This window comes from Lysobacter luteus, from assembly GCF_907164845.1.
GTDB lineage: Bacteria > Pseudomonadota > Gammaproteobacteria > Xanthomonadales > Xanthomonadaceae > Novilysobacter > Novilysobacter luteus.
The window spans coordinates 656,679-671,793 of sequence record NZ_OU015430.1 but is presented as its reverse complement, the minus strand read 5'-3'; the positions used below and the strand labels follow the sequence as shown (position 1 = coordinate 671,793).

Sequence of the window (15,115 nt, the reverse complement as noted above, 5' to 3'; positions counted from 1 at the left end):
CACCGCGACCGAACCCGTCGTGCCCGATACCGTCGTCCGCGTAGCCGCCACCCCGCCCGCCTCTCCCGCCCTCATCCTCACCCCACCCGCCGCCACGCTCGGGATGGGCGTGACCAAGCGCAACGGCGCGCACGAGCCGGTCGACCTCAACAAGATCGTCCGTGCGATCGGCCGCTGCTGCGAAGGCCTGCACGCCGTCGACCCGATGCGCGTCGCCACACGCACCATCTCGGGCCTGTATGACGGGGCCACGACCCGGGAGCTCGACGAACTGTCGATCCGCACCGCCGCACTGCTGACCGCCGAGGAACCCGAATACGGCCGCCTTGCCGCGCGCTTGCTGGCCGGCGTGATCGAAAAGGAAGTCGCCGCGATCGACATCAACGCGTTCTCGCAGTCGGTCCAGCGCGGGCACGAGCTCGGGCTGATCAACGCCCGCCTGGTCGGCTTCGTCCAGGCCAATGCGCGCAAGCTCAATGACGCGATCGACGACAGCCTCAACCATCGCTTCGATTACTTCGGCATCCGCACCCTGTACGACCGCTACTTGCTGCGCCACCCGACAGCGCGCACGGTGATCGAAACCCCGCAGCAGTTCTTCCTGCGTGTCGCCTGTGCGCTCAGCGAGGACGTGCCGGAGGCGTTGGCGCTGTACCGGCGGATGGCGCAGCTGGACTACCTCCCGTCGTCGCCGACGCTGTTCAACGCCGGCACCACGCATGAGCAGTTGTCGTCGTGCTTCCTGCTCGACTCGCCCGAGGATTCGCTGGAGGGCATCTACCAGCGCTACACGGATGTCGCGAAGCTGAGCAAGTTCAGCGGCGGCATCGGCCTGAGCTACACCCGCATCCGCTCGCGCGGCTCGCTGATCCGTTCGACCAATGGGTTGAGCAACGGCATCGTGCCGTGGCTGAAGACGCTCGATGCCTCGGTTGCGGCGGTTAACCAGGGCGGCAAGCGCAAGGGCGCGGCATGCGTGTACCTGGAGCCGTGGCATGCCGATGTCGAGGAGTTCCTGGAACTGCGCGACAACACCGGAGACGACGCCCGGCGCACCCATAATCTCAACCTCGCCAACTGGATCCCCGACGAGTTCATGCGCCGGGTCGAGGCAGACGCGATGTGGTCGTTGTTCGACCCGGCCACGCTGATGAAAGCCGGGGCACCGCAGCTGACCGATCTGTTCGGTGACGCCTTCGACCGCGCCTACGCCGCCGCCGAGGCCGCCGGGCTCGCCCACAAGCAGGTCAAGGCGCGCGAGCTGTACGGCCGGATGATCCGCACGCTGGCGCAGACCGGCAACGGCTGGATGAACTTCAAGGACAAGTGCAACCGCGCCTGCAACCAGACCGCAAAGGCCGGCAACGTCGTGCACCTGTCGAACCTGTGCACCGAGATCCTGGAGGTCACCTCGCAGGACGAAACCGCGGTGTGCAACCTCGGTTCGATCAACCTGGGCCACCACGTCGAGGTGTTCGCCGATGGCCCACTGCACGGTGAGGCGGGTCGCTTCGATTTCGAACGGTTGGCCGACACGGTTCGTCTCGCGGTGCGCCAGCTGGATCGCGTGATCGACCTGAATTTCTACCCGATCGAGACCGCGCGCCGCGCCAACCTCAAGTGGCGGCCGGTCGGGCTCGGCGCGATGGGGTTGCAGGACGTGTTCTTCAAGCTGCGCTTGCCGTTCGATTCCGAACCCGCGCGGGCACTGTCGAAGAAGATCGCCGAGGAAATCTATTTCCACGCGCTGTCGGCGTCCAACGAGCTGGCGCTCGAGCACGGTGGCCACCCCGCCTTCGCCGATACCCGCGCCGCGAACGGCGAACTCCAGTTCGAAGCCTGGGATGTGCAGCCCGACGATCCCGGGCGCTGGGCCGAGCTGCGTGCGCGTATCGGCAAGCATGGCCTGCGCAACTCACTGCTGGTCGCGATCGCGCCGACCGCGACGATCGCTTCGATCGCCGGTTGCTACGAGTGCATAGAGCCGCAGGTGTCGAACCTGTTCAAGCGCGAGACGCTGTCCGGCGACTTCATCGTGGTCAACCGCTACCTGGTCGAAGAGCTGAAGACGCTCGGCCTGTGGACGCCTGAGCTGCGCGACGCGATCAAGCGCGCGGACGGCTCGATCCAAGGCATCGACGCGATCCCCGAATCATTGCGGCAGGTCTACCGCACCGCCTGGGAACTGCCCATGCGCTCGTTGATCGACATGGCCGCCGACCGTGGCGCCTTTATCGACCAGAGCCAGTCGCTCAACCTGTTCATCGAGAACCCGAACATCGGGCAACTGTCGTCGATGTACATGTACGCGTGGAAGAAAGGCCTGAAGACGACGTACTACCTGCGTTCGCGCCCGGCGACGCGGATCGCCAAGGCGACCGTCGGGGCCGCTGCGGTGGGTGCTCCGCCGGTGGATGAGGCGATTGCCTGCTCACTGGAGAACCCGGAGAGCTGCGAAGCCTGTCAGTAACGCCCCGCTCTTGTAGGAGCGGCTTCGGCCGCGATCGGGAACCGGCGCGGGGCGAACCATTCCAGATCGCGGCTGAAGCCGCTCCTACATCCGCACACGCCCGCGTCGTCCAACCAATCCCAAGGATCCACCATGTCCACCCACCTGCTCGACCCCGGCTTCGACCTCACCCTGCGGCCCATGCGCTACCCGCGCTTCTACGACATGTACCGCGACGCGATCCGCAACACGTGGACGGTCGAAGAAGTCGACTTCTCGCTCGACGTCAACGACCTGCGCGACAAGCTCGGCCCGGCGGAGCGGCACCTGGTCGAACGGCTGGTGGCATTCTTCGCCACCGGCGACTCGATCGTCGCCAACAACCTGGTGCTCAACCTCTACCAGCACATCAACGCTCCCGAGGCGCGCATGTACCTGTCGCGTCAGCTGTACGAGGAAGCCTTGCACGTGCAGTTCTACCTGACCCTGCTCGACACCTACCTGCCGGATCCAGTAGAGCGCGCGAGGGCCTTCGACGCGGTCGAGAACATCCCGTCCATCCGCGCCAAGGCGGAGTTCTGCTTCAGGTGGATCGATTCCATCCAGGGCCTCACGCGCATCGAGACCCGTGAGGCACGCCGCCAGTTCCTGCTCAACCTGGTCTGCTTCGCCTGCTGCATCGAAGGGCTGTTCTTCTTCGCCGCGTTCGCCTACGTCTATTACCTGCGCTCGCGTGGGCTGCTGCATGGCCTGGCGTCGGGCACCAACTGGGTGTTCCGCGACGAGAGCTGCCACATGGCCTTTGCGTTCGAAGTGATCGACACCGTTCGCAAGGAAGAACCGGGCCTGTTCGACAGCACGTTCCAGGAAGACGTCGTGCGCATGCTCGGCGAAGCGGTCGACTGCGAAATGCGCTTTGCCGAGGACGTGCTGTCCGGGGGCGTTGCCGGATTGTCGCTCAAGGACATGCGCCAGTACCTGGAGTACTGCGCCGACCAGCGCCTGGGCCAGCTTGGATTGCCGCGGCATTTCGGCGCGACCAACCCGTTCGGCTTCATGGACCTGCAGGACGTGCAGGAGGTGACCAACTTCTTCGAGCGTCGGGTGTCGGCCTACCAGGTGGGCGTGTCGGGTGAGGTCGAGTTCGACGCGGCCTTCTGAGCCACGCGCGGCGAGGTCCACGCGAATGCTGGTGCCTGTGCCGGCGGCGCGAAACCTGCACCCGCCGCCGCCCTCCGTACAGGCCTGGCCACCGGCTGGAAACAAAAGGCCCCGCACATGGCGGGGCCTCCGGTTCCGGGCGCGGCGCGGCGACTTACTTCGCCGCGATCACCTTGGCCATCTCCAGGCACTTGTTGGAGTAGCCCCACTCGTTGTCGTACCAGCTGACCAACTTGACGAAGCTGTCGTCGAGCGCGATGCCTGCCTCGGCATCGAACACCGACGTGCGGGTCTCGCCGCGGAAATCGGTGGCGACCACCTTGTCCTCGGTGTAGCCCAGCACGCCCTTCAGCGCGCCCTCGGACTGCGCCTTCATCTCCGCGCAGATCTCCTCGTAGGTCGCCGGCTTCTCGAGCTCGACCGTCAGGTCGACCACCGAGACGTCGCTGGTCGGCACGCGGAAGCTCATGCCGGTCAGCTTCTTGTTGAGCTCGGGGATGACCTTGCCAACGGCCTTGGCCGCACCGGTGCTGGACGGGATGATGTTCTCCAGGATGCCGCGGCCGCCGCGCCAGTCCTTGTTGGACGGGCCATCGACGGTCTTCTGGGTCGCGGTGGCGGCGTGCACGGTGGTCATCAGGCCACGCTTGATGCCCCACTTGTCGTGGAGCACCTTGGCCACCGGCGCCAGGCAGTTGGTGGTGCAACTGGCGTTGGAGATGATCGCCTCGCCGGCGTACTTGTCGTCGTTAACGCCGAACACGAACATCGGGGTGTCGTCCTTGGACGGCGCCGACATGATCACCTTCTTCGCACCCGCGTCGATGTGCTTCTGCGCGGTTTCCTTGGTCAGGAACAGGCCGGTCGACTCGATCACGACCTCGGCGCCGATCTCGCCCCACTTCAGGTTGGCCGGGTCGCGTTCCTGGGTCAGGCGGATCCTGCGGCCATTGACGACCAGGTCGTTGCCATCGGTGGACACCTCGGCATCGAAGCGGCCGTGCACCGAGTCGTACTTCAGCATGTAGGCCAGGTACTCCGGCTCGAGCAGGTCGTTGATGCCGACGATCTCGATGTCGTTGCCGAAGTTCTGCACGGCCGAACGGAACACGTTGCGTCCGATGCGGCCGAAACCATTGATGCCAACCTTGATCGCCATTGCGAGGAGCTCCTGAGCGGGCGGAGTGAGGGGGAAAACCCCGCCATTTTAGCCCATTGGCCGAACGGTCGACCGATGCACGGACCTTTTGCGCGAATCGCCGGCAACGAGTGCGACCCACCCACTCTTTCCGGTCATCGCTATCCTTCCCGGAACCGCCCCACGGCTCCGGACCCGCACGATGGCTGATACCCGCTCCTTTGCCCGCCGCTTCCGCGCCTCCCTGATCGGCCTGTTGGTGGTGCCGTCGCTTGCGGCGGCCTGGGGGCCACAGGGCCACCGGCTGGTGGCCGCGCTGGCGTGGGACGAGCTTGACCCGCAGGTGCGCGAGCAGATCACCGCGCTGCTGGAAGGCGAAACCGACCCCACCCTGCCCGGCATCGCCAACTGGGCCGATGATCTGCGAGGCAACGATCCCGACCTCGGCCGGCGCAGCGCGCGGTGGCACTACGTCAACATCGCCGGCGACGGTTGCGCCTACGATGCCGCTACCGCATGTGCCGGTGGCGATTGCGTGGTGGAGGCGATCCGCACGCAGGCGGCGATCCTTGGCGATCGCGACCAGCCCCTCGAGGCGCGTCGGCAGGCGCTCAAGTTCGTCGTGCACTTCGTCGGCGACGTGCACCAGCCGATGCACGCCGGCCACGGCCACGACAAGGGCGGCAACGACCTCCAGGTCCGCATGCCCGACGGCACCCCCGGCGGCAAGGGCAGCAACCTCCATCGTTTGTGGGACAGCGGCCTGCTCAACACCGCCGGCCTGGACGATGCCACTTACCTGGCGCAGCTGCGCGCGTTGCCGCTGGCAGTACCGGTCGGCACCGATGCCGCGGCCTGGGCCGAGGCGTCGTGCGACATCGTGGTGCGCCCCGGCCTGTACCCCGTGGCCGGTGCGCTGATCGACGATCGCTACGTGAGCGCCTGGCGCCCGGTGGCCGAAGCCCAGTTGCGCCGCGGTGGAGCCAACCTCGCGGCGCTGCTGAACGGCACGCTCGGCGGCTGATAACCGGCCGGCCCGGCCGCCTGGAATCAGCCTTGTGCCGCCGGCGCCTTCCCGTCGGCTTCGAACCGGATCGGAACGCGAACGCGACCCGGCACGTTCCTGCCGCCCTTCATCTCGGGTGTGAAGCGCCATTGCATCGCGGCGTCCATGGCGGCCTGGTCGAACACGCCAGCCGGCTCGGACTTCTCGACCACGACATCCAGCGGCTGCCCGCGCTCGTCGATGGAAACGATCAGCACCACGGTGCCGTCGATGCCCTGCTCGACCGCGCTCTTGGGATAGCGCGGCGGCGGCATGCGGTTGGCCGGTGGCGGAAGTGGTGACATCGGCGGCGGCGGGGGCGGCGGCGCCGCGTTAGGCGCTGGTGGCGGCGGAGGCGCCAGTGCCATCGTCGGTGCGGCCGGGGCTGGCGGTGCTGGCGGTGCATTGGGCGCAGGCGGAACCGGCGGGGCGGGCGGGGGCACCGGCAGCACCCCGTCCGGCGAAACGACCAGCACGGGTTGCTGGCTGGCCGGCTGGGCCGACCATGCGCTGTAACCGGTGACCAGTGTCAATGCCACCACTGCGGCGGCGCCAGCGAGCCGGCGGGTGAACGTGGGAACAGGTTGCCTGAGCATCGCGATTCTCTCCTTGAGTGGGTGGCCGTAGCCCCAGTGGCAGCCCAGCGGCAGCGGGATGGCTGCCAACTGCGCCTTGAACATCGCCTCGCCGTAGGCGCGGCGAGCATGCGGGTGGCACGCGATCACGCGCTGGTCGCAGGCCAGTTCCTGGTCGTGGCGGAACTGCCCGGCCGCCAGGTGAAGCAGCGGGTTGAACCAGAACACGCAGCGCGCCGCGACGAAGGCGGCATTGGCCAGCGGGTCGCCATGGCGGACGTGGCAGCGTTCGTGCGCCACCATCAGGACCCGCTGCTCGTCGGTGTAGTCGTGGTCAAACCCCGCCGGCACGACGACGCGGGGCGGCAGCAGCCCCACCGTCGCCGGCAGGCCGCACCGGCCCCCGGCCTGCAACAGCCCGTCGGCACGTGGCCGGACCTGCCCGATCGCGCGGTGGAAGCGGCGCTGCTGCAGGGCGAACACGCCGCCGGCAACCGCTGCGCCAGTGCCCCACAGCAACAGCCAGGCCGCCGCGTGCCCGTCGGGGGGCGTGGCACCGGATGCAAGCGCCTGCGGCACCGCGTTGCCGATCGCCAGCACCATCGAGACCACCGGCGCGGGTGCCGGCGCCGCCGGCAGCAGCACCGCCAGCAGGGCAACCGGTACCAGCGCCCACGTCGCATAACCCACCCCGGCGCCGAACGATCGCCGTAGCGGTGTCCGCAACAGCAGCACCAGTGCGGTGGCGACCGCGCCGGCCACCGCCAGTTCCACCAGCACCTGCAGCAGGTCAGCGGGAACCATCGTCGATCTCCTCTAGCAGGCGCCGCAGCTCGGCGACATCGGAGTGGCTGAGCTTGCGGTGCTGGCTGAAATGCGCGACCAGCGGCGCCACGCGTCCGCCAAACAACCGGTCCAGCAGGCCTTCGCTCTCGTCCAGCAGCCACTCTTCGCGCCGCAGCACCGGCGTGTAGAGATAGCGGCGTCCGTCCTTTTCAGCGGCGATCGCGCCCTTGCGCAACAGCCGGTTGAGCAGGGTCTTGATGGTCGGTTCCTGCCAGTCACGCGCCTCTGCCAGCGCGGCGACCACGTCGTCGGCAGCCAACGGATGGCGCGACCACAGGACGTCCATGACGATCGATTCGGCTTCGCTGATCTGCATTCGTTTACACCTGTAACCGTAAGCTGAAATTACACCTGTAATTCCTGCTGTCAACCCCGACCGTAACGCCGGACGCACTCAAGGTGGGGAGGATGCCGCCGATATACCGGACACCTCCCCGCGACCCATCCGGATGACGTCGTTCCCCGCCCCAGCACACGCGGTACAGGACCCGGGCGAACCTGCCGGCCCGCGGGTGCTGCTGGTCGAGAACTCGCGCGCCTACGCCAACATGCTTGCGGCCGAACTGCGCGACCGCCTGCAACTGGAGGTCGTGGCGGTGTCCTCGCTGGCGGCCGCACGCGAGGCCCTGCAGGCCGGACCACCGTTTTTCCTGGCGCTGACCGGGCTGGTACTGCCCGACGCGGACCCGTCACGGATCGCCCGGCTGCTGGTGGGACACGGACTGCCGATCGTGGTGGTCACCGGCGTGTACGACGAAGCGACCCGGGAGCAGATGGCTGAGCTGCCGATCATCGATTACGTGCTCAAGGAAGCGCCCGACACCATCGACTACCTGGTGTGGCTGGTACGGCGCGTGCTCAGCAACCGCGGGATCACCGCGCTGGTGGTCGAGCCGCCCGGGCCGGCGCGGGCGGAGACCAGCGCGCTGCTGGCGCTCTACGGCTTCCGCGTGCGCGAACTGGGAAGCGGCACCGACGGCCTGGAGGCGCTTGCAACCGATTCAACGATCCGGCTGGTGGTGGTCGAACATGACCTCCCCGACATGGACGGGGTGGAGTTCACCCGCCGTGCCCGGCAGAACCGGCCGCGCGACATCCTGTCGATCGTCGGCTCGGCCACCGGCGGCGGGGCGCCGCGCATCGCACGCTTCCTCAAGCACGGCGCCAACGACTTCATCGGCAAACCCTTCTCGCGCGAGGAGTTCATGTGCCGCATCTCGCAGAACGTCGACAACCTCGAGCTGATCGGCACGCTGCAGGACCTGGCCACCCGCGACTACCTCACCGGTCTGGCCAACCGACGCCACTTCTTCGATGCCGGTCGCCGCGCCCTGGCGTCCTCCCGGGACGAGCCGGTCTCGATGGCGATGATCGATATCGACCACTTCAAGCACATCAACGACAGCCACGGCCATGACGCCGGTGACGCCGCGCTGGTGGCGGTGGCCAACCTGATCGGCGCGCACGCGCGTGAGGGCGACGTGGTCGCCCGCTTCGGCGGCGAAGAGTTCTGCGTGTTGGCGCGTGGGCTGGACGAAGAGGAAGCGGTGGCGTACTTCCAGGCGCTGTGCGGAAGCATCGCCGCGCTCGAGATCCCGTTCCGGCAGCGCGTGCTCTCGCTCACGGTCAGCATCGGCATCTGCCACAGGGCCGGGCGCGACCTGTACGCGCTGCTGTCGGAGGCCGACCGCCAGCTTTACCTGGCCAAGGCCGCCGGGCGCAACCGCGTCGCCCTTCAGTCGCACGTGCCGGCATGACGGCGCGCTTCATCACGCGGCCATGCCGCGCAAGGCGATCAGCTGTCGGCCAACGTCCGGGCGTAGCACCGGCCCGCGTAGACATGCTATCGAATGTCGACATACCGGCAAGGCCGCGATCGGCCATGCCGCGACCATTTACAGATCCCATCCGCCCATGAAGTTGCAGGAGCTGAAAATCAGTCCCGACCAGGTCCAGGCCGGCATGTACGTCTGCCGGCTCGACCGGCCGTGGGTGGAGGCGCCCTTTCCGCTACAGGGGTTCCTGGTGGAGGCGCACGACCAGGTCGCCTGGCTGCGCGCGCACTGCGGCACGGTGTGGATCGACGTGGAGCGCGGCCTGGCACCGCCGGATGCGCAGGTCTCGCGGCGCCCACCGCCGAAACTCGCCGGCGACGAGCTGCTCGGTGGCAAGCGCTACACGGACCAGGTCGACTTCGACGCCGAGCTTCCCGGTGCGCGTGAGGCGCACGCCACCGCCACCCGGCTGGCCGCCCGCATCCTGGAAGACGTGGAAGCCGGCCAGAAGTTGGCCGTCGCCGACGTCCGGGCGGCCGCCGAGCCGATCGTGCGGAGCGTGCTGCGCAATGCTGACACCCTGTTCTGGGTGAACACCCTGCAACAGCACAGTCGCTACGCCTACAGCCATGCGATCAACTGCTGCGCGCTTGCCGCGGCGTTCGGTCGCCACCTCGGCCTGCCCGAGTCGCTGCTGGTCGATCTCGCCAGTGGCGGACTGCTGCTCGACGTCGGCAAGGCAAAGCTGCCGGACGCGCTGCTGTCGCACGACGGGCCGATGGATGCCCGGGCGATGGGCGAGGTCCGGACCCATGTCGAGCTCGCCAGCCGGATTCTCGACGAGAGCGGCGACGACCATTCCGCCGAGGTCCGGGAAATGATCCGGACGCACCATGAGCGCTGGAACGGGTCGGGCTACCCGCGGCGGCTGGTCGGCCACCAGATCCCGTTGTCGGGCCGGATGGCGGCGATCATCGACAGCTTCGACGCGATGACCAGCGTGCGTCCGCACGCCGCGCCGCTGGCGCGGCACCAGGCGCTGCAGGAGCTGTACCGTGAACGCGACCGGCTGTACCAGGGAGAGCTGGTCGAACAGTTCACCGGCTGCCTCGGCGTCTACCCGACCGGTTCGCTGGTGGAACTCAGCACCGGCGAGGTCGCCGTGGTGATGACCCAGAACCCGAGCCGTCGCCTGCGGCCGCGGGTGATGCTGCTGACCGACGCGGACAAGCGCCTGCGCGACGAGTTCAGCCCACTGGACCTGATGCGGCAGACCGAGGGCATCCCGATCTCCCAGCAGGTCAACATCACCCGCCCGCTGCCGGTCGGCGCGCACGGGCTCGACCCGGCCGAGCTGTTCCTGTGACGCGGGAAGACCTGCTCGCTCGACTGGGTCAACTGTTGGCGGAGCGCCGCGCGGACGATGGCCCACTCGGCGTGATGCTGGTGCGGCTGCAGCGCCTGCGCGAGTTCCGGATTGCCCACGGGTTTGCCGCCAGCGAACGCATGGCGGCCGCGGTCCGCGAACTGATCGGCGAGGTGCTGCGTCCCGGCGACGAGCTCCACCAGATCGACGGCGGCGAGTTCGCGGTGTTGCTGCCGCGCCTGCGCGATCGCAACCACGCGCTGCTTGCCGGCAACCGGGTGCTGCGGATCTTCCAGTCGCCGGTCCGGCTCGGCCAGCGCGAGATGCCGGCGTCGACGACCATCGGCGTCAGCGTCGCACCCGACCATGGCGACGATGCCGAAACCTTGCTGCGCCGGGCCGAAATCGCCCACGGTGTCGCGCTGCGCGGACAGGAGCGCTGCGCGATGTACGCCGACGGCACCGACACCGCCCTGATCCCGTACGAGCTGCTGCGCGACGCGATCACCGGCAACCGGCTCGAAGTCCACCTCCAACCGATCCTTCAACTGGACAGCGGCACGCTGTTCGGCGCCGAATCACTCGCCCGCTGGCACGACCCCGAGCGCGGGGCGATACCGCCCTGCGAGTTCATCCCTCTGGCTGAGGACACCGGGCTCATCACCGAGCTCACCCGGTGGAGCCTGCACTCGAGCCTGCGCCACATCGCCCAGGCCCGCCGCCACGCACCCGACCTGGGCCTGTCGCTCAACCTGTCGCCGCGCGTGTTCGGCCAGCGCGACATCGTCCCGCAGATCATGTCGTCGCTCGAGATCTGGGGCGTCCCGCCACAGGCGGTCACGCTGGAGGTCACCGAAACCGCGCTCATGGAAGACCCCGCGTTGAGCCTGCGGTTGCTGGAACGGCTCCGCTGGGAAGGCTTCCACATCTCGATCGACGACTTCGGCTCGGGGTATTCCTCGCTGGCGTACCTGAAGCAGTTCCCCGCGACCGAGCTGAAAATCGACCGGGCATTCGTCACCGACCTGCAGCGCGACCCGCGCTCGCAACAACTGGTGCAGTCGATCATCGACCTTGGCCACCACCTACGAATGGGCGTGCTTGCCGAAGGCGTCGAAGACGAGCCCACGCTGGAGCTGCTCACCCGCATGGGCTGCGACCGCGCGCAGGGCTACTTCATCCAGAAGCCGCAGCCGGCCAGCGACTTCATCAGCACGCTGGACCGGCAGGTTGCCTGATCAACCGGCGCTTGCCTGGCCGAGTGCGCGCGCCGCCTCGACCACCGCCTCGACGGTGAAACCGAAGTGCGGGAAGAGCTGGCTGGCCGGCGCACTCGCGCCAAAGCCGTCGATCCCGATCACCGCACCATCCAGCCCCACGTACTTGCCCCAGAAGCCGGACACGCCAGCCTCGATCGCGACGCGGCGGCGGCACGCCCTAGGCAGCACCGACTCGCGGTAGGCCGCGTCCTGGCGGTCGAACACGTCCGTTGATGGCATCGACACCACGCGCACGCCGTCGCCCAGTTGCGCGGCGGCCTGCATCGCCAGGCCGACTTCCGAGCCGGTCGCGATCAGGATGGTCTCCGGCGCACCGGCCGAGTCCTTCAACACGTAACCACCGCGCGCGATGTCGGCGACCTGCTGCTCGCTGCGCGGCTGGTGGTCCAGGTTCTGGCGCGAGAACACCAGGCAGCTCGGGCCGTCCTTGCGCTGGATCGCGGCACGCCACGACACCGCCGACTCGACCGCGTCGCACGGGCGCCAGACGTCGTTGTGCGGGATGTAGCGCAGGCTCGCCAGGTGCTCGATCGGCTGGTGGGTCGGGCCGTCCTCGCCGAGGCCGATCGAGTCGTGGGTGTAGACGTGGATCGCATGCGCGCCCATCAGCGCGCTCATGCGCACCGCGTTGCGCGCGTAATCACTGAAGACCAGGAAGGTCGCGTCGTACGGGATGAACCCGCCATGCAGGTTCAGGCCGTTGCTGATCGCGGTCATCGCGAATTCGCGCACGCCGTAATAGACGTAGTTGGCGTCCGGGTCGGTGCTGTTGACCGACTTGCTGCCCTTCCACAGGGTCAGGTTGGAGTGGGCCAGGTCGGCCGAGCCGCCCACCAGCTCGGGCAGCAGCGGCGCGAACGCCTCGATCGCCATCTGCGACGCCTTGCGCGAGGCCACTACCGGGCCGTCGGCCTGCAGCTTGGCGATGTAGGCGTCAGCCGCGGCGACGAAGCCATCCGGCAGTTCGGCGTGGCTGCGACGGGTCAGTTCGGCCGCCAGCTCCGGGAAACGGGCGGCGTATCTGTCGAACGCGCGGTTCCACTCGTCTTCGCGGACCTTGCCGACATCGCCCACGCGCCAGCCGTCGTAGATGGCCTGCGGGATCTGGAACGGTTCATGCTCCCAGCACAGGCCGGTGCGGCAGGCGGCGATTTCCTCCAGGCCCAGTGGGGCGCCGTGGCTGGATTCCTTGCCGGCCTTGTTCGGCGACCCATAGCCGATGGTGGTGCGGCAGCAGACCAGGGTCGGCCGGTCGGTGCAGGCCAGCGCCTGCTCGATCGCGGCCTTGATCGAATCGGCATCATGGCCATCGACGCCGCGCACCACGTTCCAGCCATAGGCCTCGAAGCGCGCGGGGGTGTCGTCGGTGAACCAGCCGGCGGTGTCGCCGTCGATGCTGATGTGGTTGTCGTCCCAGAACGCGACCAGCTTGTTCAGCCCCCAGGTGCCGGCCAGCGAGGCGGCTTCGTGGCTGATGCCTTCCATCAGGCAGCCGTCGCCCATGAACACCCAAGTGCGGTGGTCGACGACTTCGTGTTCGTGACGGTTGAAGCGTTGCGCCAGCAGCTTTTCGGCAAGCGCCATGCCGACCGCATTGGCGAAGCCCTGGCCGAGCGGGCCGGTGGTGGTCTCCACGCCGGGAGTCATGAAGTTCTCCGGGTGGCCCGGAGTCCTCGACTCCAGCTGGCGGAAGTTCTTCAGGTCGTCGATCGACAGGTCGTAGCCGGCCAGGTGCAACAGCGCGTACTGCAGCATCGAGCCGTGGCCGTTGGACAGCACGAAGCGGTCGCGGTTGAACCAGGTCGGGTTGGCCGGGTTGTGGCTCAGGTAGTCGTTCCAGAGCACCTCGGCGATGTCGGCCATGCCCATCGGCATGCCCGGGTGGCCGGAGTTGGCCGCCTGCACCGCATCGATGGCGAGGAAGCGGATGGCGTTGGCGAGGTCGCGGCGGGTCGGCGTCGGCATGGGTGGTCGGGGCTCGGGGTAGTGGACGGCGGGCGCACCTGGAGCGGCGGCGGCCTGGAGCCCGCTATTGTCCCACCCCCCGCCGGCCGTGTCGCGCCGCCCCGCCCCCGGCGGGGCGAACCGGCCACGGCATCGGGACCACGGCAGCGTCAATCGGCCAGCAGCTCCGCCGGCGGATCGATCTCGCCGCGCGACACCACCGCCGCGGCGGCCAGGTCGCCGGTCACGTTGAGCGTCGTGCGGCACATGTCGAGGAACCGGTCGACACCCAGGATCAGGCCGATGCCTTCCGGCGGCACCCCGACCATCCCGCAGATCAGCGCCACCACCGGCAGCGAGCCGGCCGGCACGCCGGCGGTGCCGATGCCGCCGAGGATGCAGACGAACATCACGGTCACCTGCTGGCCCAGGCTCAGGTCGACCCCGAAGAATTGCGCCAGGAACAGCACGGTCACGCCCTCGAACAGCGCGGTGCCGTTCTGGTTGGCCGTGGCGCCGACGGTCAGCACGAACCGCGAGACCTTGCGTGGCAGGCCAAGCTGCTCGTCGGCCACGCGCAGCGCGGTTGGCAGGGTCGCATTGGAAGAGGCGGTGGAGAACGCCATCACCATGGCTTCCTGCACGCCCTTGAAGAACTTCAGCGGCGAGTAGCCGCCGGCGAACTTCAACGCCGCCGAATAGACCACGAACATGTGGATGGCCAGTGCCAGCACCACCACGCCGACGTACGCCCCGAGCCGCGCGAGCAGGTCCCAGCCAAACAGCGCGGCCAGGTTGAACATGAAGCAGAACACGGCGTACGGGGCGAGCCGGATGACCAGCCCGATCAGGGTCATCGAGACCTCAAACAGGCCCTCGATGCCGCGCTGCAGGGTGTCGGCCGCCGGACTGCTGGTCATCACCAGGCCGATGCCGATCATCAGCGCGAAGAACATCACCGCGAGGATCGCGTTGTCGGCGGCGGCGGCGACGACGTTGTCGGGCACGATCGACAGCAGCATGTTGATGCCCTGCGGCTGGTTCGCGCTGGAACCGACGATCGCGGCGGCGCGGTCGGAACCTTCGGCCAGCATCTGCGCGGCCGCGGCGCGGTCGACCCCGACGCCCGGCTCCAGCCAGTTGACCAGCAGCAGCCCGATCACCACCGCGATGCCCGAGACGATCACGGTGTAGGCCAGCGTGCGCCACCCCACCCTTCCGAGCGACCGGACGTCGCCCATCTCGGCGATGCCGACCACCAGCGCCGAGAACAACAGCGGGATGACAAGCATGAAGATCAGCCGCAGGAACAGCGTGCCGGCCGGCTGGGTCACGTAGCTGGTCAGCCATTGCACCCAGGTTGCGTCGGGGCCGGACACGTAATGGGCGATGAGCCCGACCAGCAGGCCGGCGCCGAAACCGATCGCCATCTTCCAGTGCAGCGGCATCTTGCGTTCGGCCGCGGTTGCGCCGGTGTTGGGTTCGGTCATGGATCTGCTGCTCCCCTCGACAATCGGGCGAGCTTAACAAACCCGA

The 15,115-nt window shown here is 68.2% G+C and carries 11 protein-coding genes; 6 read left to right on the top strand and 5 right to left on the bottom strand.

Annotated features, from left to right (window positions below; genetic code table 11):
- The first annotated feature begins 103 nt into the window (after positions 1-103).
- A complete protein-coding gene (locus KOD61_RS03100) occupies positions 104-2,470 on the top strand; it encodes a ribonucleoside-diphosphate reductase subunit alpha (protein WP_215220260.1) in 2,367 nt (788 codons plus the stop codon).
- Between the two features lie 132 nt (positions 2,471-2,602).
- On the top strand, positions 2,603-3,610 hold the full coding sequence (locus tag KOD61_RS03095; RefSeq protein WP_215219605.1) for a ribonucleotide-diphosphate reductase subunit beta: 1,008 nt from the start codon (positions 2,603-2,605) through the stop codon (positions 3,608-3,610).
- A 154-nt stretch (positions 3,611-3,764) separates the two neighbouring features.
- On the opposite strand, the gene gap is transcribed toward KOD61_RS03095, so the two are convergent.
- Positions 3,765-4,769: a type I glyceraldehyde-3-phosphate dehydrogenase gene (gene gap / locus KOD61_RS03090; RefSeq protein ID WP_215219604.1), complete on the bottom strand. Its 1,005-nt coding sequence runs from the start codon at positions 4,767-4,769 to the stop codon at positions 3,765-3,767.
- Between the two features lie 181 nt (positions 4,770-4,950).
- Between gap and KOD61_RS03085 the strand changes: the two genes are divergently transcribed.
- Positions 4,951-5,772 carry a S1/P1 nuclease gene (locus tag KOD61_RS03085; RefSeq protein WP_407074557.1) on the top strand — a complete coding sequence of 274 codons (822 nt, stop codon included), beginning with the start codon at positions 4,951-4,953 and terminating at the stop codon, positions 5,770-5,772.
- Positions 5,773-5,798: 26 nt separating this feature from the next.
- Here the strand turns inward: KOD61_RS03085 and KOD61_RS03080 are convergent, their stop codons facing one another.
- On the bottom strand, positions 5,799-7,172 hold the full coding sequence (locus tag KOD61_RS03080; RefSeq protein WP_215219603.1) for a TonB family protein: 1,374 nt from the start codon (positions 7,170-7,172) through the stop codon (positions 5,799-5,801).
- On the bottom strand, positions 7,159-7,530 hold the full coding sequence (locus KOD61_RS03075) for a BlaI/MecI/CopY family transcriptional regulator (RefSeq protein ID WP_215219602.1): 372 nt from the start codon (positions 7,528-7,530) through the stop codon (positions 7,159-7,161). The genes KOD61_RS03080 and KOD61_RS03075 overlap by 14 nt, the downstream gene beginning before the upstream one ends.
- 133 nt (positions 7,531-7,663) lie before the next feature.
- Here KOD61_RS03075 and KOD61_RS03070 point away from each other — a divergent pair, with 133 nt between their 5' ends.
- From KOD61_RS03070 to KOD61_RS03060, 3 genes are all read left to right on the top strand, one after another.
- Positions 7,664-8,971 carry a GGDEF domain-containing protein gene (locus KOD61_RS03070; protein ID WP_215219601.1) on the top strand — a complete coding sequence of 436 codons (1,308 nt, stop codon included), beginning with the start codon at positions 7,664-7,666 and terminating at the stop codon, positions 8,969-8,971.
- Positions 8,972-9,128: 157 nt separating this feature from the next.
- Positions 9,129-10,355, top strand: coding sequence for an HD-GYP domain-containing protein (locus tag KOD61_RS03065; RefSeq protein ID WP_215219600.1), 1,227 nt, complete (start codon positions 9,129-9,131; stop codon positions 10,353-10,355).
- Positions 10,352-11,593, top strand: a complete 1,242-nt coding sequence (locus tag KOD61_RS03060; RefSeq protein WP_215219599.1) for a putative bifunctional diguanylate cyclase/phosphodiesterase — start codon at positions 10,352-10,354, stop codon at positions 11,591-11,593. The genes KOD61_RS03065 and KOD61_RS03060 overlap by 4 nt, the downstream gene beginning before the upstream one ends.
- Here KOD61_RS03060 and tkt read toward each other — a convergent pair whose 3' ends face one another.
- Entirely contained in the window at positions 11,594-13,600 is a 2,007-nt protein-coding gene (gene tkt, locus KOD61_RS03055; RefSeq protein WP_215219598.1) for a transketolase, read from the bottom strand.
- 149 nt (positions 13,601-13,749) lie between these two features.
- On the bottom strand, positions 13,750-15,069 hold the full coding sequence (locus tag KOD61_RS03050; RefSeq protein WP_215219597.1) for a dicarboxylate/amino acid:cation symporter: 1,320 nt from the start codon (positions 15,067-15,069) through the stop codon (positions 13,750-13,752).
- Between the last annotated feature and the right edge of the window lie 46 nt (positions 15,070-15,115).

Bases quoted from the DNA above. Each gene is read 5' to 3' on its own strand.
- gap (WP_215219604.1), bottom strand. From the start codon at position 4,769: ATGGCGATCAAGGTTGGCATCAATGGTTTCGGCCGCATCGGACGCAAC.
- tkt (WP_215219598.1), bottom strand. From the start codon at position 13,600: ATGCCGACGCCGACCCGCCGCGACCTCGCCAACGCCATCCGCTTCCTC.
- KOD61_RS03085 (WP_407074557.1), top strand. From the start codon at position 4,951: ATGGCTGATACCCGCTCCTTTGCCCGCCGCTTCCGCGCCTCCCTGATC.
- KOD61_RS03065 (WP_215219600.1), top strand. From the start codon at position 9,129: ATGAAGTTGCAGGAGCTGAAAATCAGTCCCGACCAGGTCCAGGCCGGC.
- KOD61_RS03070 (WP_215219601.1), top strand. From the start codon at position 7,664: ATGACGTCGTTCCCCGCCCCAGCACACGCGGTACAGGACCCGGGCGAA.
- KOD61_RS03075 (WP_215219602.1), bottom strand. From the start codon at position 7,530: ATGCAGATCAGCGAAGCCGAATCGATCGTCATGGACGTCCTGTGGTCG.
- KOD61_RS03050 (WP_215219597.1), bottom strand. From the start codon at position 15,069: ATGACCGAACCCAACACCGGCGCAACCGCGGCCGAACGCAAGATGCCG.
- KOD61_RS03100 (WP_215220260.1), top strand. From the start codon at position 104: ATGGGCGTGACCAAGCGCAACGGCGCGCACGAGCCGGTCGACCTCAAC.
- KOD61_RS03095 (WP_215219605.1), top strand. From the start codon at position 2,603: ATGTCCACCCACCTGCTCGACCCCGGCTTCGACCTCACCCTGCGGCCC.
- KOD61_RS03080 (WP_215219603.1), bottom strand. From the start codon at position 7,172: ATGGTTCCCGCTGACCTGCTGCAGGTGCTGGTGGAACTGGCGGTGGCC.